Source organism: Mycobacterium sp. SVM_VP21 (genome assembly GCA_024758765.1).
Classification (GTDB): Bacteria; Actinomycetota; Actinomycetes; order Mycobacteriales; family Mycobacteriaceae; genus Mycobacterium; species Mycobacterium heraklionense_C.
Genome location: CP101406.1, coordinates 2,823,058 through 2,842,736 on the forward strand (window position 1 = coordinate 2,823,058; position 19,679 = coordinate 2,842,736).

The 19,679-nt window shown below is 67.7% G+C and carries 18 protein-coding genes; 16 read left to right on the top strand and 2 right to left on the bottom strand.

Annotated features, from left to right (window positions below):
- The first annotated feature begins 20 nt into the window (after positions 1 to 20).
- The 3 genes from NM962_13035 to aroQ are packed head-to-tail and all read left to right on the top strand — an operon-like array spanning position 21 to position 2,220.
- Positions 21 to 641, top strand: a complete 621-nt coding sequence (locus NM962_13035) for a shikimate kinase (GenBank protein UVO10941.1) — start codon at positions 21 to 23, stop codon at positions 639 to 641.
- Entirely contained in the window at positions 638 to 1,744 is a 1,107-nt protein-coding gene (gene aroB, locus NM962_13040) for a 3-dehydroquinate synthase (GenBank protein UVO10942.1), read from the top strand. The genes NM962_13035 and aroB overlap by 4 nt, the downstream gene beginning before the upstream one ends.
- Positions 1,741 to 2,220 carry a type II 3-dehydroquinate dehydratase gene (gene aroQ / locus NM962_13045; GenBank protein ID UVO10943.1) on the top strand — a complete coding sequence of 160 codons (480 nt, stop codon included), beginning with the start codon at positions 1,741 to 1,743 and terminating at the stop codon, positions 2,218 to 2,220. Before aroB ends, aroQ begins: the two co-directional genes overlap by 4 nt.
- On the opposite strand, the gene NM962_13050 is transcribed toward aroQ, so the two are convergent.
- The gene (locus tag NM962_13050; protein UVO10944.1) at positions 2,151 to 2,903 is read right to left on the bottom strand and encodes a B-4DMT family transporter; all 753 of its coding nucleotides are present in this window, start codon (positions 2,901 to 2,903) and stop codon (positions 2,151 to 2,153) included. The genes aroQ and NM962_13050 overlap by 70 nt on opposite strands.
- 33 nt (positions 2,904 to 2,936) lie before the next feature.
- On the opposite strand from NM962_13050, the gene NM962_13055 reads away from it, so the two are divergent.
- The 7 genes from NM962_13055 to NM962_13085 are packed head-to-tail and all read left to right on the top strand — an operon-like array spanning position 2,937 to position 10,407.
- On the top strand, positions 2,937 to 4,040 hold the full coding sequence (locus NM962_13055; GenBank protein UVO10945.1) for a Xaa-Pro peptidase family protein: 1,104 nt from the start codon (positions 2,937 to 2,939) through the stop codon (positions 4,038 to 4,040).
- Between the two features lie 15 nt (positions 4,041 to 4,055).
- Positions 4,056 to 4,619 (top strand): elongation factor P, encoded by a 564-nt coding sequence (efp, locus tag NM962_13060; GenBank protein UVO10946.1) that lies wholly within the window; start codon positions 4,056 to 4,058, stop codon positions 4,617 to 4,619.
- A 2-nt stretch (positions 4,620 to 4,621) separates the two neighbouring features.
- Positions 4,622 to 5,173, top strand: a complete 552-nt coding sequence (gene nusB / locus NM962_13065) for a transcription antitermination factor NusB (protein ID UVO10947.1) — start codon at positions 4,622 to 4,624, stop codon at positions 5,171 to 5,173.
- 39 nt (positions 5,174 to 5,212) lie between these two features.
- Complete coding sequence (locus tag NM962_13070) at positions 5,213 to 7,951, top strand: aminotransferase class I/II-fold pyridoxal phosphate-dependent enzyme (GenBank protein ID UVO10948.1); 2,739 nt, start codon at positions 5,213 to 5,215, stop codon at positions 7,949 to 7,951.
- A 27-nt stretch (positions 7,952 to 7,978) separates the two neighbouring features.
- Positions 7,979 to 8,557, top strand: a complete 579-nt coding sequence (locus NM962_13075; GenBank protein ID UVO10949.1) for a TetR/AcrR family transcriptional regulator — start codon at positions 7,979 to 7,981, stop codon at positions 8,555 to 8,557.
- 42 nt (positions 8,558 to 8,599) lie between these two features.
- The gene (locus tag NM962_13080) at positions 8,600 to 9,751 is read left to right on the top strand and encodes an acyl-CoA dehydrogenase (GenBank protein UVO14711.1); all 1,152 of its coding nucleotides are present in this window, start codon (positions 8,600 to 8,602) and stop codon (positions 9,749 to 9,751) included.
- Between the two features lie 17 nt (positions 9,752 to 9,768).
- Positions 9,769 to 10,407, top strand: coding sequence for an NAD(P)H-dependent oxidoreductase (locus NM962_13085; GenBank protein UVO10950.1), 639 nt, complete (start codon positions 9,769 to 9,771; stop codon positions 10,405 to 10,407).
- A 114-nt stretch (positions 10,408 to 10,521) separates the two neighbouring features.
- On the opposite strand, the gene NM962_13090 is transcribed toward NM962_13085, so the two are convergent.
- Complete coding sequence (locus NM962_13090; GenBank protein UVO10951.1) at positions 10,522 to 11,724, bottom strand: beta-lactamase family protein; 1,203 nt, start codon at positions 11,722 to 11,724, stop codon at positions 10,522 to 10,524.
- Positions 11,725 to 11,835: 111 nt separating this feature from the next.
- On the opposite strand from NM962_13090, the gene pyrR reads away from it, so the two are divergent.
- The 6 genes from pyrR to carB are packed head-to-tail and all read left to right on the top strand — an operon-like array spanning position 11,836 to position 19,657.
- Positions 11,836 to 12,417: a bifunctional pyr operon transcriptional regulator/uracil phosphoribosyltransferase PyrR gene (pyrR, locus tag NM962_13095; protein ID UVO10952.1), complete on the top strand. Its 582-nt coding sequence runs from the start codon at positions 11,836 to 11,838 to the stop codon at positions 12,415 to 12,417.
- Positions 12,414 to 13,394 carry an aspartate carbamoyltransferase catalytic subunit gene (locus tag NM962_13100; protein ID UVO10953.1) on the top strand — a complete coding sequence of 327 codons (981 nt, stop codon included), beginning with the start codon at positions 12,414 to 12,416 and terminating at the stop codon, positions 13,392 to 13,394. The genes pyrR and NM962_13100 overlap by 4 nt, the downstream gene beginning before the upstream one ends.
- Positions 13,391 to 14,683 carry a dihydroorotase gene (locus NM962_13105; protein UVO10954.1) on the top strand — a complete coding sequence of 431 codons (1,293 nt, stop codon included), beginning with the start codon at positions 13,391 to 13,393 and terminating at the stop codon, positions 14,681 to 14,683. The genes NM962_13100 and NM962_13105 overlap by 4 nt, the downstream gene beginning before the upstream one ends.
- Entirely contained in the window at positions 14,680 to 15,198 is a 519-nt protein-coding gene (locus tag NM962_13110; GenBank protein ID UVO10955.1) for a transporter, read from the top strand. The genes NM962_13105 and NM962_13110 overlap by 4 nt, the downstream gene beginning before the upstream one ends.
- A complete protein-coding gene (gene carA / locus NM962_13115) occupies positions 15,195 to 16,316 on the top strand; it encodes a glutamine-hydrolyzing carbamoyl-phosphate synthase small subunit (GenBank protein UVO10956.1) in 1,122 nt (373 codons plus the stop codon). The genes NM962_13110 and carA overlap by 4 nt, the downstream gene beginning before the upstream one ends.
- Positions 16,316 to 19,657, top strand: coding sequence for a carbamoyl-phosphate synthase large subunit (carB, locus tag NM962_13120; protein UVO10957.1), 3,342 nt, complete (start codon positions 16,316 to 16,318; stop codon positions 19,655 to 19,657). Before carA ends, carB begins: the two co-directional genes overlap by 1 nt.
- Positions 19,658 to 19,679: the final 22 nt, after the last annotated feature.

Sequence of the window (19,679 nt, forward strand, 5' to 3'; positions counted from 1 at the left end):
CCGCATCGTCGGTGGCGGTGATGGCGCCCAGAGCGGTTCTGGTGGGGTTGCCCGGGGCGGGCAAGTCCACGATAGGACGGCGCCTGGCCAAGGCCCTCGGTGTCGAGATGCTCGACACCGATGCCGCCATTGAGGCCCGCACCGGTCGCACCATCGCCGATATCTTCGCCACCGATGGCGAACCGGAATTCCGTCGCATCGAAGAAGACGTGATTCGGGAGGCGCTGGCCGAGCATCCCGGCGTGCTGTCGCTCGGCGGGGGAGCCGTCACTACCCCCGGGGTACGCGAAGCGCTGGCCGGACACATGGTGGTCTTCCTGGAGATCAGCGCCGCCGAAGGCGTACGGCGTACCAGCGGCAGCACGGTGCGGCCCCTGCTCGCCGGTCCCGGTCGGGCCGAGAAGTTTCGTGAGCTGATGTCGCAGCGAGTGCCGCTATACCGCAGGCTGGCCAAGATCCGGGTCAACACCAACCGGCGCAACCCAGGTGCAGTGGTGCGCTATATCGTGTCTCGGCTGGACGCTGACGCCCCTACCGGCCGAGCACACCCGCAACCGGCGGCAACAGGCCCTGCCGCCCCGCCGGTTACCCCACCCACACCCGCCACGCTGGCCGCACGACAGACCGGAGGACGCAAGTGACCGACATTCCCGAGCCGATCACCGTGACGGTGGCTACCGACCCGCCCTACCCGGTGGTGATCGGTAAAGGCCTGCTCGGTGATCTCGCCGGGTTGCTCGCCGGGCGCAACAAGGTCGCGATCCTGCACCAGCCGACCATGGAAGCGACCGCGGAGGGCATCCGAACCTACCTGTCCGACAAGGGCATCGAGGCGCACCGCATCGAGATCCCGGACGCCGAGGACGGTAAGTCGCTACAGGTTCTCGGCTTCATCTGGGACGTGCTGGGCCGCATCGGCCTGGACCGCCGCGACGCCCTGGTCAGTCTCGGCGGCGGCGCCGCCACCGACGTCGCGGGATTCGCCGCGGCGACCTGGTTGCGCGGCATCTCGATCGTGCATGTGCCCACCACGTTGCTGGCCATGGTGGACGCCGCGGTCGGCGGCAAGACGGGCATCAACACCGAAGCCGGCAAGAACCTGGTCGGCGCGTTCCACCAACCCGCCGCCGTCGTCGTCGACCTGGCCACCCTGGAGACGTTGCCGCAACGTGAGATCGTCGCGGGCATGCCGGAGATCGTCAAGGCCGGCTTCATCGCGGATCCGGTGATCCTCGACCTGATCGAAGCCGATCCGGTGGCGGCGATGGATCCGTCCGGGGAGGTGTTCGGCGAGCTGATCAAGCGTGCCATCACCGTCAAGGCCGAGGTGGTCGCCGCCGACGAAAAAGAGTCGGATCTGCGCGAAATCCTCAACTACGGACACACTTTGGCGCACGCCATCGAAGCGTTGGAGCACTACCAGTGGCGCCACGGAGACGCGGTGTCGGTCGGTCTGGTGTTCGCCGCAGAGCTGGCCCGCATCACCGGACGTCTCGACGACGCGACCGCGGACCGGCATCGCTCGATCCTGCTGTCGCTCGGGCTGCCCGTCAGCTACTACGAGGATGCGCTGCCCGCGCTGCTGGAATACATGATGGGGGACAAGAAGACTCGGGCAGGCGTGCTGCGGTTCGTGGTGCTCGACGGTCTGGCGAAGCCGGGCCGGCTGGAAGGGCCCGACCCGATGCTGCTGGCGGCCGCCTACGATGAGGTGGGTCGGCGATTCCGATTGGAGCGGCGATGAACCGGATCAACGTCATCAACGGTCCCAACCTTCAGCGGTTGGGCCGGCGTGAGCCGGATGTCTACGGCAGCACCAGCTATGCGGATCTACAGGCGCTGATCGAGCAGGAAGCAGCCGAACTCGGGGTCGACGTCGTGGTGCGCCAAAGTGACAGCGAAGCCGAGCTGCTGGAGTGGATTCACTCCGCAGCCGACGCCGCCGAACCGGTGATCCTCAACGCCGGCGGCCTGACCCACACCTCGGTGGCGCTGCGCGACGCCTGCGCCGAGCTGCCCGCCCCCCTCATCGAGCTGCACATCTCCAATGTGCATGCGCGCGAAGAGTTTCGGCGACACTCCTACCTGAGCCCGATCGCCAACGGCGTGATCGTCGGCTTCGGGGTACGCGGTTACCTGCTGGCGCTGCGCTACTTGGTCGAGTCGTCGGAGGCCGAGTCTTCCGGCGACTCGGTTTCGGATACCGCGCTCTCGGACTGAGTCTCGGCGCCGCCGTTGTCCTCGATCACGGGGAACTCGGTGGTGGCGTCGGTGTCGGCCGGGAACTCTTCGGTGGTGAAGCCTCCAGAAAGACCGGCGGGGCCGTCCAGCGTCGCCTCGGCAGCCGGCGCGGCGGCTTCGGTCTGCACGGCGCCGGTCTCTTCGGCGGCCAGCGCGGGAGCGCCGACGGTGGCGAACACGTCGGTCGCCGGCTGGCTCTCCTCCGCGGCGGCCGGTACCGGGCGGCGTTCGGGATGCTTCTCGTACTCCTTGTCGATGGCGCGGCGCCCCAGTGCCACCGCGGCCACTGCCACCACGAACACCAGCAGCGCGGTGAAGGCCGCGAAGCTGGTCAGCTCGTTGAAGAAGGTGCTGATGTAGAGCGCCTTGTCGAACTGGCCGATGACCCACGCGACGAATCCGCTAAGCAGCCCGGCGACCAGCCCGGCACCCAGCCAGGTCATCGCGAGGTCATCGCGCCGGTCCGGGTCGGCGTGGGCTTTAGCGTCCTCACGGCCGTCCGACCGGCCCCAGATGAACACGCCGATCGCGAACAAGATCATCAACACCAAGCTGATCAGACCTGCCTGCGCTTCGAAGGCATTGATCAGCACCCCCTGGATGAGGCGGATCACGACCATCAGTGCAGCGAAGACCAGCCCGCGCAGAAACCACTTGCTCATGGGGCCACAGCGTAGCGAGTACCGTCACACCGCGTGACACATTCCTCCCGTCGGGCGCGTCTGGGTGCCGAGCTGCGCGCCGCAGACCTGGACGCGATGCTGGTCACCGACCTGATCAACGTGCGCTATCTGTCCGGATTCACCGGTTCGGCCGGGGCGCTGCTGGTCTATGCAGACGAGCGGGCGCCGGTGTTGGCCACCGACGGGCGCTACCGCACGCAGGCTGCCCGGCAGGCCCCCGACCTGCAGGTCGCGATCGAACGCAGCGGGCCCCGACACCTCGTCACGCAGGCCGCGGCGGCCGGGGCGCGCCGCATCGGCTTCGAGGCTCACGTGGTGACCGTGGACGGCTTCGAGGCGCTGTCGGCGGCGCTGTGCGGGGTCGAAGACACCGTCGAGCTGGTGCGGGCCTCGAACACCGTGGAGACGCTGCGCGAGGTCAAAGACCCCGGCGAAGTGGCGTGGGTGCGACGGGCCTGCGAGGCCGCCGACGCGGCCCTGAGTGATCTGGTGCAGCGCGGCGGCCTGCGGCCGGGGCGCACCGAACGTGAGGTGCGCCGGGAGCTAGAGGCCCTGATGCTCGACCACGGCGCCGACGCCGCGTCGTTCGAGACGATCGTGGCGGCGGGCCCTAACTCGGCGATTCCGCACCACCGGCCCACCGACGCGGTGCTGGCCGCCGGCGACTTCGTCAAGATCGACTTCGGCGCGCTGGTGGCCGGTTACCACTCCGATATGACCCGCACCTTCGTGTTGGGGCCGCCCGCGGACTGGCAGCGGGAGATCTACCAGGTGGTGCAGGCCGCGCAGTGCGCCGGTCGAGAGGCACTGCAACCGGGTGCGGACTTGCGTTCGGTCGATGCGGCCGCGCGCACCGTGATCACCGAGGCCGGCTACGGCAAGACGTTCGGTCACGGCCTCGGTCACGGGGTGGGATTGCGGATTCACGAAGCGCCCGGAATCAATGCGGCGGCCGACGGTACACTGCTTGCCGGTGCTGTGGTGACCGTAGAGCCCGGCGTCTATCTGGCTGATCGTGGCGGGGTCCGTATCGAGGACACGCTTGTGGTCGCTGGTACTGCCGGGCAGGCCCCGGACCTGCTGACTCGGTTCCCCAAGGAACTGACCATTCTCTAGGAGACGTGAACGACCGTGGCTTCAACTGCTGACTTCAAAAACGGGCTGGTACTGGTGATCGACGGCCAGTTGTGGCAGATCACCGAGTTTCAGCACGTCAAGCCGGGCAAGGGTCCGGCCTTCGTGCGCACCAAGCTCAAGAACGTCGTCTCGGGCAAGGTCGTGGACAAGACCTACAACGCCGGCGTGAAGGTGGAGACCGCCACCGTGGACCGGCGCGACGCCACCTACCTGTACCGCGACGGCAATGACTTCGTGTTCATGGACAGCGAGGACTACGAGCAGCACCCGCTGCCCGAATCGTTGGTCGGCGACTCGGCGAACTACCTGCTGGAGAGCATGCTGGTGCAGATCGCCTTCCACAACGGAGCGCCGCTATACCTGGAGCTGCCCGTCAGCGTCGAGCTCGAAGTCACCCACACCGAGCCTGGCCTGCAGGGCGATCGGTCCAGCGCGGGCACCAAGCCGGCCACCATGGAGACCGGCGCCCAGATCAACGTGCCGCTGTTCATCAACACCGGAGACAAGCTGAAGGTCGACACTCGCGACGGCAGCTACCTGGGACGGGTCAACTCCTGACCATGCCTGCTGGCAAGCCGGTAAAAGGCCGGCACCAGGCCCGTAAGCGTGCCGTCGACGTGCTCTTCGAGGCTGAGGCCCGGGGACTGACCCCGACCCAAGGCGCAGAGCTGCGAACGGCGTTGGCGAGTGAGCAGCCCGACGTGTCGCCGCTGCATCCGTACACCGTCACGGTGGCCAATGGGGTCACCGAGCACGCCGCCCACATCGACGACCTGATCACCTCGCACCTACAGGGCTGGAAACTGGAGCGGCTGCCGGCCGTGGACCGGGCGATCCTGCGGGTGGCGATCTGGGAGTTGCTGCATGCCGACGACGTCCCGGAGCCGGTCGCCGTGGACGAGGCGGTGAAGCTGGCCAAGGAGTTGTCCACCGACGAATCGCCCGGGTTCGTCAATGGCGTGCTGGGCCAGGTGATGCTGGTGACGCCGCAGTTGCGGGCCGCCTCGCTGGCGGTGCGGGGGACCACAGCGCCTCTGGTCACCGACATAGCCACCGACGCCGACGCCGATGTCGAAGCCGAGGGGCAGCCGGAGTCCGACTCAGCGGACTGAACCGGCCCCGCGCCGCCACAGCACGGGCACACTTGCCCTATGGGCGAGGGCTGGGACGCACCGAATCGGAGACTGCGGGTATCGGCGTTGGCCGCGGTAGCCAACCCGTCGTACTCGCGGGTCGACACCTGGAACCTGCTTGACGACGCCTGCCGGCACCTGGCCGAGGCCAACCGGGCCGGCCTGGACACCACCCACGAAGCCGCGCGGGTAAAGCGACTGCTCGACCGGCTCGGCGCCTACGAGCGGTACTGGCTGTTCCCCGGCGGCGCGAACCTGGCGGCCTTCCGCGGCTACCTGGAGTCGATGGCGACGGTGTCGCTGACCGAGCGGGTGTCGCTGGTGGTGCGGCTGCTGTCGGACTACGGCGACCGGGCAGCGCTGTTCGATCTCGGCCTGCCGCTGTCTGATCAGGAACTGGTGGCCCAGGCCCGCCAGCAGCAGTTCTACACGGTGCTGCTGGCCGACGACTCACCGCCGGATATACCCGAGAGCCTGGTGGAAAGTCTGCGCCGACTGCGCAGCCCCGATGACGATGTGCAGATCGAACTGCTGGTGGTGTCCAGTGTCGAGGATGCTGTCACCGCCGTCGCCCTCAACGGCGAGATCCAGGCTGCGATCGTGCGGCACGACCTGCCGTTGCGCTCACGCGACCGGGTGCCGCTGATGACCACCCTGCTGGGCGTCGACGACGACCCCACGAGCATCGGCTGCGGCCGCGACGCCATCGAATGCGGTGAGTGGATGCGCCTGTTGCGCCCGCACATCGATCTGTACCTGCTCACCGATGAATCGATTGCCGCCGACACCGAAGACGAGCAGGACGTCTACGACCGAAGCTTCTATCGGCTCAACGACGTCACCGACTTGCACAGCACCGTGCTCGCCGGCATCCGGAAGCGCTACGCCACACCGTTTTTCGATGCGCTGCGCGCCTACGCTTCCGAGCCGGTCGGGCAGTTCCACGCGCTGCCGGTGGCACGCGGCGCCAGCATCTTCAACTCGCGCTCGCTGCAGGACATGGGAGAGTTCTACGGCCGCAACATCTTTATGGCCGAGACTTCGTCCACCTCCGGCGGACTCGACTCGTTGCTCGACCCGCACGGCACCATCCGGGTGGCGATGAACAAGGCCGCCAAGACCTGGAACGCCGACCACACCTATTTCGTCACCAACGGGACCTCGACCGCCAACAAGATCGTCGTGCAGGCCCTGACCCGGCCCGGCGACATCGTGCTGATCGACCGAAACTGCCACAAGTCGCACCACTACGGGCTGGTGCTGGCCGGCGCGTACCCGCTGTACCTGGATGCCTATCCGCTGGCGCCGTTCGCGATCTACGGGGCGGTGGCGCTGCGCACCATCAAACGTGCCCTGCTCGACCTGGAGGCCGCCGGCCAGCTGCATCGGGTCCGAATGCTGTTGCTGACCAACTGCACATTTGACGGTGTCGTCTACAACCCCCGCCGGGTCATGGAGGAGATCCTGGCGATCAAGCCCGACATCTGCTTCCTGTGGGATGAGGCCTGGTACGCGTTTGCGACCGCGGTGCCGTGGGCGCGGCAACGCACCGCGATGGTCGCCGCCGAAGGTCTGGAGGCCACGCTGGGCTCGGCGCACTACGCCCAGGAGTACCAGGCGTGGCACGACAGCATGGAAGGCATCGATCGCGACCAGTGGAGCGAGCACCGGCTGCTGCCGCACCCGTCGGCGCGGGTGCGGGTGTATGCCACCCACTCGACCCACAAGTCGCTCTCGGCGCTGCGGCAGGCATCGATGATCCACGTCCGGGACCAGGATTTCAACGCGCTGGCGCGCGAGTCGTTCGCCGAGGCGTTTCTGACTCACACCTCCACCTCGCCGAACCAGCAGCTGCTGGCCTCACTGGACCTGGCCCGCCGACAGGTGGACATCGAAGGCTTCGACATGGTCCGGCGGGTCTACGACATGGCGCTGGTGTTTCGCCATCGGGTCCGCAAGGACCGGCTGATCAGCAAGTGGTTCCACATCCTCGACGAGAGTGACCTGGTGCCCGACCGATTCCGGGAATCGACCGTCAGCTCCTACCGGGAGGTACGCCAGGGGGCGCTGGCGGAGTGGAATGAGGCTTGGCGCTCCGACGAGTTCGTCCTCGACCCCACCCGGGTCACCCTGAATGTCGGCAAGACCGGGATGACCGGCTACGACTTCCGCGAAAAGATCTTGATGCAGCGGTTCGGAATTCAGATCAACAAGACCTCGATCAACTCGGTGCTGTTGATCTTTACCATCGGCGTCACCTGGTCCAGCGTGCACTACCTGCTCGACGCGCTGCGTCGGGTCGCCGGCGAACTCGACCGCGCCTGGAACGCAGCCAGCACCGATGACCGCGCGCTGCTGCGCCGCCGGGTCACCGAGATCACCGAGGACCTGCCGCCGCTGCCCGACTTCAGTGCGTTCGCGCCGGCTTTTCGTCCCGGCGGCACCAGTCCGATCGGCGACATGCGTGCGGCGTTCTACGGCGGCTACGAAGAGGCCGACCGCGAGCACGTGCTGCTCGGCGACGCCGGCCGCCGGGTTGCAGACGGCAAGACCCTGGTCTCGACAACCTTCGTCGTGCCGTACCCGCCCGGCTTCCCGGTACTGGTTCCCGGCCAGGTGATCTCCAAGGAGATTCTGTACTTCCTGGCCGAACTCGACGTCAAGGAGATTCATGGCTACAACCCCGAGCTGGGGTTGGCGGTGTTCACTCCCGAGGCGCTGGCCCGCTATGCGCGTGCACCGGAAGTGGGCGATTAGGGCGCCCGGTCAGTACGCTGACTCGGCATGGCCACGTCGGACGCAGTTGGCGGGTCGGGTGGCAATCCCCGGCTGTCCGTGCAGGACTGGGTGCAGGCCGGCTTCGAGATCCTGGCCGAAGACGGCGTCAAGGCGCTGACCATCGACCGGCTCTGCAAGCGGCTCGGGGTCACTAAAGGCAGCTTCTACTGGCACTTCGCCGACATGAAGACCTACCGGCAGGCGCTGGTCGACACCTTTGCCGCAGTGCGCGACTCCGACCGTGGCGACTTCGATGTGCTGTCGGAACTGCCGCCGCGCGAGCGGTTGTCGCACATGATGGCCGCCCTGGTCGGGCCCTCCCATTGGATGCTCGAACGTGCCATGCGCGAATGGGCGCGGTCGGAGGACAGCGTCGCCGCGGCGGTACGCAGCTCGGATCGGCGGGTGCTCAAGGCGGTTCGGCAGGCGTTTCTCGACGACGGCTTCGACGCGAATGAGGCCGACATGCGTGCCAACGCAACGTTCGCCGCCGGAATCGGGTTTCTGCATCTGTCCGTCTCGGCGCCGAGCTCCCGAGCGGCGAGCAGGCTGGAACAGTTCCTGGACGTCATGCTGCGACACTGACCTCCATACTAAAAGGTATGGTACGGTCCGGGCATGGCGACCATGACGGCACCGGTGGTACCCGAGGAATTCATCTCCCGACTGGCACAACGCGCCGCGGCGGCCGAAGAGCTGCGCCGACTGCCGGCGGACACCGTCGAGGATTTCCGCAAGTCCGGACTGGCCGACCTGCTCTTGCCGGCGCGCTATGGCGGGCGCCAGGCGGAGTTTCCCGAGATCCTCGACCCGATTCGGCGCATGGCGCACGGCTGCGCGTCGAGTGCCTGGACGCTCGGGTTCTACATGTTGCACAACTGGATGCTGGCGCTCTTCGGTGAGCAGGTCCAAGACGAGGTGTTCGCCGACGGGCCGGTGCTGTGCCCGGCGCCGTTGGCGCCGACCGGGCGCGGCGTGCCTGACGGTGATGGCATCCGGCTGTCCGGGCGCTGGTCGTGGGCGACCGGGGTGGCCGACGCCGACTGGATCATGGTCGGGGCGATCTGCGGACCCGATGATGCGCCCTACCCGGCGCTGGTGCTGCTCCCGGCGGCCGAGATTCGTATCGAGGACGTCTGGCACACCGCGGGCATGCGGGCCACTGGCTCCAACGATGTCGTGATCGAGAATGTGCACGTCCCGTCCCATCGGCTGGTCAAGGTCCTCGACATCTACTCCGGAACCGCCCCCGGCGCCGAGCTGCATGACGCCTCGGCGTACCGGTGGCCGATGGTCCCGGCGCTGGCCCTGGTCGCCGCGATGCCCGCCCTTGGATCGGCCGAATGGGTCGCCGACTTGTTCGCCGAGCGTCTGACCGAACGGGTGCTGGCGTATTCCGGTGCGGCGCAGAAGAATCAGCCAGCGGCCCAGATCCGCCTGGGCGATGCGCGGGTCCGGCTGCGTGCGCTGCGCGGGCTTCTCGACGACACTGCCGGCCGGATTCAAGACGCGGTGGACGCACGGGAGCGGATCAGTCGCCCCGTTCGGGCCGACGCCCGGGCAGCGGCCGCCTATGTCGTGCACGAATCTCGCGCCGTGATCGCCGATCTGCTCGAAGCCTCCGGTGCCAGTGCGCAGTTCGTGACCAACCCCATGCAGCGCGCCAAACGCGATGTCGACGTCATCTGCGGGCACGTAATCTTCGACTACGACGTGGCACGCGAGCTGTCGGGCGCGCTCGAAGCCGGCGTGAAGATCTCACCGATCTCGATGATCTGACCGACGCGAAGGACACCATGAAGACCCTGTGGGTGGAGGCAAGCCCAAAGCAAGAGCAGTCGCTGTCATCGGCGCTGACCCAGGCCTTCCTGGACGCCGCGCCCGCGGCAGCGGTCGGCGACGTCGAACGGTTCTCGGTGTGGACCGACGAGATGCTGGTGTTCGGGCGCGACGCTGCCTTCGCCAAGTTCGCTCCGCTCTACGGCGAACGTCGAACCCCCGAGCAGAAGCAGATCTGGTCGGACGTGCTGGCCGAAATCGAGCGGGTGCGGTCATTCGACCGGTTGGTGGTGTCGTCGCCGATGTGGAATTGGCATGTGCCGCATGCGCTGAAGGCCTGGATCGACGTCATCGTGCAGCCGATGGCCAGCTTCACCGTCAACGAGCGCGGCGAACACGTGGGCACGTTGGGGGAGGGCAAGCCGTTGCAACTCATCTTGACCCGCTCCAGCGCCTACGACGGCGATCGTGCCGACCTGCAGGACTTCCAACGCCCGTATCTGGAGTACGTGTTCACCATGCTGGGCTACTCCGTCGAGACCCTGGTCTTCGAGCCGACCACGCGCTGGACCGCCGAAGAACGCGAACAGATGCGGGACGCTGCTCTCGAGAAGGCGCGGCTAGCGGGACAGCGGCTCGCTGGGGAGAGTCGCTAGCGCAGAAACATACCGAGTGTGCGGTTTGGTCGGCGAAATCGCCCGCGGTCAGACCTACTAAACCGCACACTCGATGCCGGCCTGATGCTCAACGGTCTTGCCGCTAGGCCGGACTCACAAACCCAGGGCCGCGTAGGTCCGCCGGACAAACTTCGGCTGCGCCACCCGCAGTTTGGCGATCGAGGTGTTGCCGGCAACTGCGACGGCCATATCGGTGGACAGCGTCGGAGAGTTCTGGACCAGATAGATCAGGATCAGGTCCGCGGCGGGATCGGCCTGCCACCAGGTGCCGTAGGCGCCCGGCCAGCCGAACGCGCCCGCACCGCCCGGCCCGAACAGCGGCCGGGACTTCGCCGGATCGGTCACCACCGACAGGTTGAGCCCGAAGCCGCGCCCGACCCAGAACGGGGCCCCCAGGAACGGGTGCCGTTTCTGGTCGTCGGTGAGCTGATCGGTGCGCATCGCCCGCGCCGATTCCGCCGAGAGCACTCGGGTGCCGTCGAACATCCCGTCGGCCAACAACATGCGGACGAATGCCAGGTAGTCGTCGGCGGTGGACATCAAGCCGCCCCCGGCATTGGGAAACGCCGGCATCGCGATCGGCACCGGCCCCATCGCATCGTCGCGCAGCGTGTCCCCGTCGACGCGGTACATGGTGGCGCTGCGGCCGCGCGCCTGCGGGGTGACGCAGAAACCGGTGTCGGTCATCCCCAGCGGGCCCAGGATCCGTTCCTCGATCACCTGCGGCAGCGGCTTGCCCTCTATCCGCGACATCAGCACGCCCAACACGTCGGTGCCATGGCCGTAGGTGACTCGCTCACCGGGCTGATCCACCAGGGGAAGCCCCGCCAGCGCCGTCAGCCAGGCTTCGGGGCCGCGCCCGAAGGGCAGCCGCTGGTACTCCCGCGCGATCGGACCGGGTACGGAGAATCCATAGCCGATGCCGCAGCGGTGCGTCATCAGGTCGTCGACCGTGATGGCGCGCCGTGCCGCGGTGGTGGCCTCCAGCGAACCGTCGGGGTCGACCAGCACCCGTGGCGCGGCGAACTCCGGCAACCAGTGCGCGATCGGGTCGGCCAGCCGCAGCCGTCCTTCGTCCACCAGGGTCATCGCGGCGGCGATAGTGACCGGCTTGGTCATGGAGGCGATCCGGAAGACTGTGTCGCGGGTCATCGGCAGGCCGGCGCCGACATCGCGATGGCCGATCTCGTTGACCTGCAGCACCGAGCCGCGCTGCCAGACGAGCGTCACCACGCCGGCGAGCAGCCCGGTGTCGCAGGACTCGCGCAGCGGCGCCTGATTGGGGTCGAGATTCACCCGGTCAGGTTAGCGGCGATCGCAAAAGCGGCGGATGCTAGGCTACGCGGCAGTTCGACATCCTTTAACGATCCGTCCCGCGAGGCGGAGAAGGAGGTCCTGCGGTTTCGCATGGGCGCTGCCGGTAATTCCAGCACCGACCGGGAATTGATGTCCTCGGCGGATGTGGGTCGCACTGTTTCTCGGATCGCACACCAGATCATCGAGAAGACAGCTTTAGACGACCCCGATAGAGCTAACGCCCCGCGTGTCGTGCTGTTGGGTATTCCCACCCGCGGCGTCACCCTGGCCCAGCGACTGGCCGGCAAGATCAACGAATTCTGCGGTGGCCAGCCTTCCAGCGTCGCCTGGGGCGCTTTGGACATCACCTTGTACCGCGACGACCTGATGCGTCAGCCCCCGCGGCCCCTGGAACCCACCTCGATCCCGGCCGGCGGAATCGATGACGCCTGCGTGATCCTGGTCGATGACGTGCTCTTCGCCGGTCGATCGGTGCGGGCCGCACTGGACGCACTGCGCGACGTGGGCCGACCCCGGATCGTGCAGTTGGCGGTGCTGGTGGACCGCGGTCACCGTGAACTCCCGGTGCGCGCCGACTACGTCGGCAAGAACGTGCCGACCGCCCGCGGTGAAAGCGTGCACGTCTTGCTGGCTGAACACGACGGTCGCGACCAGGTGGTGATTACCCGATGAGCACCAGGCATCTGCTGGCAGCCGGCGACTTGAGCCGTGATGAGGCCACCGCGATCCTCGACGACGCCGACCGCTTCGCCCAGGCGTTGGTGGGGCGCGAGGTCAAGAAGCTGCCCACCCTGCGCGGGCGCACCGTGATCACCATGTTCTACGAGAACTCCACCCGGACCCGGGTCTCCTTCGAGGTGGCCGGCAAGTGGATGAGCGCCGACGTGATCAACGTGTCCGCGTCGGGATCCTCAGTCAACAAAGGGGAGTCGCTGCGCGACACCGCGTTCACGCTGCGGGCCGCCGGCGCCGACGCGCTGATCATCCGGCACCCGTCCTCAGGCGCGGCGCACCTGCTCTCCGAATGGACCGGTGCCGCCGAGGACGGGGGCCCGGCGGTGATCAACGCCGGTGACGGCACCCACGAACACCCCACCCAGGCGTTGCTCGACGCGCTCACGGTGCGCCAGCGCCTCGGCGGCATCGAGGGCCGCCGCGTCGTGATCGTCGGCGACATCGTGCACAGCCGGGTGGCCCGCTCCAACGTGAGCCTGCTGGCGACGCTGGGTGCCGAGGTAGTGCTGGTGGCCCCACCGACCCTGCTGCCGGTCGGGGTGGCCGACTGGCCGGTGACGGTCGCCCATGACTTCGACGCCGAGCTGCCCGCGGCCGATGCGGTGCTGATGCTGCGGGTACAGGCCGAACGCATGACCGGCGGATTCTTCCCGTCGACGCGGGAGTACTCGGTGCGCTACGGATTGAGCGAGAAGCGTCGGGCGATGCTCGCCGACCACGCGGTAGTGCTGCACCCCGGTCCGATGCTGCGCGGTATGGAGATCTCCTCGTCGGTGGCTGACTCGTCGCAATCCGCGGTGCTGCAACAGGTTTCCAACGGTGTACATGTGCGCATGGCGGTGCTGTTCCATCTGCTGGTGGGCAGCGAATCCGCGTCGGGCGCTGGGTCGGCTGGAGAGGAAGCAGCGCTGTGAGCGTGCTGATTCGCGGAGTGCGGTGCTACGGCGAAGGCGACCAGGTTGACGTCCTGGTGGAAGACGGCCAGATCGCCCAGATCGGTACCGGTCTGTCCGTTTCGGACGACTGCGAGGTCATCGACGCGCCCGGGCAGGTGTTGCTGCCGGGCTTCGTCGACCTGCACACCCATCTGCGTGAACCGGGGCGCGAATACGCCGAGGACATCGAAACCGGCTCTGCGGCGGCGGCCCTGGGTGGCTACACGGCGGTGTTCGCGATGGCCAACACCGATCCGGTGGCCGACTCTCCGGTGGTTACCGACCATGTCTGGCAGCGCGGACAGCAGATCGGTCTGGTCGACGTGCACCCGGTCGGCGCCGTCACGGTCGGACTGGGCGGCACGCAGCTGACCGAGATGGGCATGATGGCCGCCGGTACCGCCGGTGTTCGGATGTTCTCCGACGATGGTGTCTGTGTGGACGACCCGCTGGTGATGAGACGCGCGCTGGAGTACGCGACCGGACTGGGGGTGTTGATCGCCCAGCACGCCGAGGAGCCTCGGCTGACCGTCGGCTCGGTCGCCCACGAGGGACCCAACGCCGCCCGGCTGGGCCTGGCCGGCTGGCCGCGCGTCGCCGAAGAGTCGATCGTGGCCCGCGACATCCTGCTGGCCCGCGACGCCCGCGCCCGCCTGCACATCTGCCATGCGTCCACGGCCGGAACCGTCGAGCTCCTCAAATGGGCTAAAGCTCAAGGTATCTCGGTGACCGCTGAAGTCACCCCGCATCATCTGATGCTCGATGACAGCCGGCTCGCCGACTACGACGGAATGAACCGGGTCAACCCGCCACTGCGCGAGGCCTCCGACACCGAGGCGCTGCGTCAGGCATTGGCCGACGGTGTGATCGACTGCGTGGCCACCGATCATGCCCCGCACGCCGAACACGAGAAGACCTGCGAATTCGCCGCGGCCCGGCCCGGGATGCTGGGCCTGCAGACCGCACTGTCGGTGGTGGTGGCCACCATGGTGCAGACCGGCCTGCTGACCTGGCGCGACGTGGCCCGGGTGATGAGCGAGCGGCCGGCGCAGATCGTCGGTCTGCCCGACCAGGGTCGCCCACTGGAGGTGGGCGAGCCGGCGAACCTGACCGTCGTCGATCCCGACACGACCTGGGTGGTCACCGGTGCCCAGCTGGCCAGCCGCTCGGACAACACCCCGTACGAAGAGATGACCCTGCCCGCGACTGTCACCGCGACTCTGCTGCGCGGCCGGATAACCGCTCGGGACGGGAAGAGCCCGGCATGAACACCCCCACGTTGATCGGCTCGCTGGTCTTCGCTTTTCTGCTGGTGGTGCTGATCGGCGTGGTGATCCGGCTGATGATGCGCGGTTGGCGTCGCCGCGGCCAGCTGCAGGACGCGCTGATCGGGACGTTGCCGACGGTGCCCGACACGGTGGGCTCGCCCACCGTGGCCGCCACTCGCGGACAGTACCTCGGTTGCACGCTGGCCCCGAAGTGGAACGACCGAGTGGTGGTCGGCGACCTCGGCTATCGCACCAAGGCGGTGCTGACCCGTTACCCCGAGGGAATCATGGTGCAGCGCAGCGGCGCCCGGCCGATCTGGATCCCTGCGGACGCGGTGATCGCGGTCCGCACCGAACGCGGCATCGCCGGGCGCACGATCCCGACACGCAGCCATGACGGAGTGCTGGCGATCCGCTGGCAACTGCCGTCGGGCACCGAGATAGACACCGGCTTCCGCGCGGACGACCGCGCTGAGCACAGCCGCTGGTTAGAAGAAGAGGAAGACGACAGATGAACTCGCGAGCGGTGCTGGTGCTCGAGGACGGCCGGACGTTCACCGGCACACCGTTCGGGGCCGTGGGACAGACCCTGGGCGAGGCGGTGTTCTCCACCGGGATGTCCGGCTACCAGGAGACCCTGACCGACCCCAGTTATCACCGGCAGATCGTGGTGGCCACCGCACCGCAGATCGGCAACACCGGCTGGAACCGCGAGGACGGGGAGAGCCGCGACGAAAAGATCTGGGTGGCGGGCTATGTGGTGCGTGACCCGTCGCCGCGAGCATCGAACTGGCGGGCCACCGGCACGCTGGGCGACGAGCTGGTCCGTCAGGGCATCGTCGGTATCGCCGGGGTCGACACCCGGACCATCGTGCGCCACCTGCGCAGTCACGGCTCGATGAAGGCCGGGGTGTTCTCCGGTGACGCGTTGGCATCGTCGGATGAGTTGGTGACCCGGGTCCGCGAGCAGCCGTCGATGCTTGGCGCCGACCTCGCCGGCCAGGTCAGCACCGACGCGGGATACGTGGTGGAACCCGATGGCGCACACCGGTTCACCATCGCCGCGCTGGACCTAGGCATCAAGACCAACACGCCGCGAAACTTCTCGCGGCGCGGAATCCGCAGCCACGTGCTGCCGTCTTCGGTCGACTTCGCGGCGATCGCCGACCTGAAGCCAGACGGGGTGTTCCTGTCCAACGGGCCCGGGGACCCGGCCACCGCGGAGGCGATGGTGGCATTGACCCGCGAGGTGCTCGGCGCCGGAATCCCGCTGTTCGGAATCTGTTTCGGAAACCAGATTCTGGGCCGGGCGCTGGGCCTGAACACCTACAAGATGACGTTCGGTCACCGCGGCATCAACATCCCGGTGATCGACCACGCCACCGGGCGGGTGGCGGTGACCGCGCAGAACCACGGCTTCGCCCTGGAGGGCGAAGCCGGCCAACGCTTTGACACCGACTTCGGCCCGGCGGTGGTCAGCCACACCTGCGCCAACGACGGAGTCGTCGAGGGCGTCAAGCTCGCCGACGGCCGGGCGTTCTCGGTGCAGTACCACCCGGAGGCCGCAGCGGGGCCGCACGACGCGGAATACCTGTTCGACCAGTTCGTCGACCTGATGGCAGGGGAGAAGTAATGCCGCGCCGTACTGACCTGCGCCATGTCCTGGTGATCGGCTCCGGGCCGATCGTGATCGGACAGGCCTGTGAATTCGACTATTCGGGAACCCAGGCCTGCCGGGTGCTCAAGGCCGAAGGCCTGCAGGTGAGCCTGGTCAACTCCAATCCGGCCACCATCATGACCGACCCCGAATACGCCGACAACACCTACGTCGAGCCCATTACCTGGGAGTTCGTCGAGAAGGTGCTCGCTCAGCAGGCCGAGCGCGGCAACAAGGTCGACGCCCTGCTGGCCACCCTGGGCGGGCAGACCGCGTTGAACACCGCGGTGGCCCTGCACGAGCACGGGGTGCTGGAGCGGTACGGGGTTGAGCTGATCGGCGCCGACTTCGAGGCGATCCAGCGCGGCGAGGACCGCCAGCAGTTCAAGGACATCGTCGCCAAGGTCGGTGGCGAGTCGGCGCGTTCCCGGGTCTGCTACACCATGGCCGAGGTTGAGGAGACCGTTGCAGAACTCGGGCTGCCGGTCGTGGTCCGGCCGTCGTTCACCATGGGCGGCCTGGGATCCGGGCTGGCTGCCAGCCTCGACGAGGTCGCGCGGATGGCCGGCGACGGCCTGGCCGCCTCCCCGACGGCTAACGTCCTGATCGAGGAATCCATCTACGGATGGAAGGAATTCGAGCTCGAGTTGATGCGCGACGGCAACGACAACGTCGTCGTGGTCTGCTCGATCGAGAACGTCGACCCGATGGGCGTGCACACCGGCGACTCGGTCACGGTCGCCCCGGCCATGACGCTGACCGACCGGGAATACCAGAAGATGCGCGATCTGGGCATCGCGATCCTGCGCGAGGTCGGGGTGGACACCGGCGGCTGCAACATCCAGTTCGCGGTCAACCCGCAAGACGGCCGGCTCATCGTGATCGAGATGAACCCGCGGGTCTCGCGATCGAGCGCACTGGCGTCGAAGGCTACCGGCTTCCCGATCGCCAAGATCGCGGCCAAGCTGGCGATCGGCTACACCCTCGACGAGATCATCAACGACATCACCAAAGAGACCCCGGCCTGCTTCGAGCCGGCACTGGACTACGTGGTGGTCAAGGCGCCGCGCTTCGCGTTCGAGAAGTTCCCCGGCGCCGACCCGCGACTGACCACCACCATGAAATCGGTGGGCGAGGCGATGTCGTTGGGCCGCAACTTCATCGAATCACTCGGCAAGGTGATGCGCTCACTGGAGACCGACCGCGCCGGGTTCTGGACCAAACCCGACCCCGAAGGTACCGCCGACGACGCACTGCAGCGGCTGCGCACGCCCACCGAGGGCCGGCTCTACGACATCGAGCTGGCGCTGCGGCTGGGCGCTACCGTGGAAGCCGTCGCCGAGGCCTCCGGGGTCGACCCGTGGTTTGTCGAGCAGATCAACGGCCTGGTGGCGCTGCGCACCGAGGTCGTCGACACCCCAGTGCTCGACGCGGACCTGCTGCGCCGGTGCAAATACAGCGGCCTGTCGGATCATCAGATCGCCGTGCTGCGACCGGAGCTGGCCGGCGAGGACGGGGTGCGGCTGCTGCGGGACCGGCTGGGCATTCACCCGGTGTTCAAGACCGTCGACACCTGCGCCGCGGAATTCGAGTCCAAGACGCCGTATCACTACAGCACTTTCGAGCTCGACCCCGCCGCCGAGACCGAGGTGGCGACCCAGGACGTCAAACCCAAGGTGCTCATCCTGGGTTCGGGTCCCAACCGGATCGGCCAGGGCATCGAGTTCGACTACAGCTGCGTGCATGCGGCGATCACCTTGAGTCAGGCCGGGTTCGAGACGGTGATGATCAACTGCAACCCCGAGACGGTGTCCACCGACTACGACACCGCCGACCGGCTGTACTTCGAACCGTTGACGTTCGAGGACGTGCTCGAGGTGTACTACGCCGAACAACAGTCCGGGCAGGGCGGACCCGGGGTCGTCGGCGTGATCGTGCAGCTGGGTGGGCAGACTCCGCTGCGGCTGGCCCAGCGGCTGGCCGACGCCGGCGTGCCGATCGTCGGAACCAGCCCGGAAGCCATCGATCTGGCCGAGGACCGCGGTGCGTTCGGCGACGTGCTGACCACGGCTGGTTTGCCGGCGCCGCGGTACGGCACCGCGACGACCTTCGAGCAGGCCAAGCGGATCGCCGCCGATATCGGCTACCCGGTCCTGGTGCGTCCCTCGTATGTGCTGGGCGGGCGGGGCATGGAGATCGTCTACGACGAAGAGACCCTGCACGGCTACATCACTCGGGCTACTCAGCTGTCGCCGGAGCATCCGGTGCTGGTCGACCGGTTCCTCGAAGACGCCATCGAGATTGACGTCGATGCGCTGTGCGACGGCACCGAGGTCTACATCGGCGGCATCATGGAGCACATCGAAGAAGCCGGCATCCACTCCGGTGACTCGGCGTGTGCGCTGCCGCCGGTGACGCTGGGGCGCAGCGACATCGAAAAGGTGCGACGCGCCACCGAGGCCATTGCTCACGGTGTTGGGGTGGTGGGGCTGCTCAATGTGCAGTTCGCCCTCAAAGACGACGTGCTCTACGTCCTGGAGGCCAATCCGCGGGCCAGCCGCACCGTCCCGTTCGTGTCCAAGGCCACCGCGGTGCCGCTGGCGAAGGCCTGTGCACGCGTCATGCTGGGCACCACGATCGCCGAGCTGCGGTCGGAGGGCCTGTTGGCCGCCTCGGGGGACGGGGCCACCGTCGGCCCGAACGCCCCCATTGCGGTCAAGGAGGCGGTGCTGCCGTTCCACCGCTTCCGTCGCGCAGATGGCTCGGGCATCGACTCGCTGCTCGGCCCGGAGATGAAGTCCACCGGTGAGGTGATGGGCATCGACCGTGATTTCGGCACCGCGTTCGCCAAGAGCCAGACCGCCGCCTACGGGTCGCTGCCGGCGCAGGGCACCGTGTTCGTGTCGGTGGCCAACCACGACAAACGGTCGCTGGTGTTTCCGGTCAAACGGCTTGCTGACCTGGGCTTCCGGGTTCTGGCCACCGAGGGGACCGCGGAAATGCTGCGCCGTAACGGCATTCCTTGCGATGTGGTGCGCAAGAACTTCGAAGAGCCGAGTCCGCAGCGTCCGGCGCTGTCCGCGGTGGACGCGATCCGGGCCGGTGAGGTGGACCTGGTGATCAACACCCCGTACGGCAACTCCGGTCCGCGGGTGGACGGCTACGAGATCCGTTCGGCAGCGGTGAGCGTGAACATCCCGTGCATCACCACCGTCCAGGGTGCGGCTGCGGCGGTGCAGGGCATCGAGGCCGGCATCCGGGGCGATATCGGGGTGCGTTCCCTGCAGGAACTGCACAGCACCCTCGGCGGGCAGTAGTGACACCGGGGTTCGGCGCACG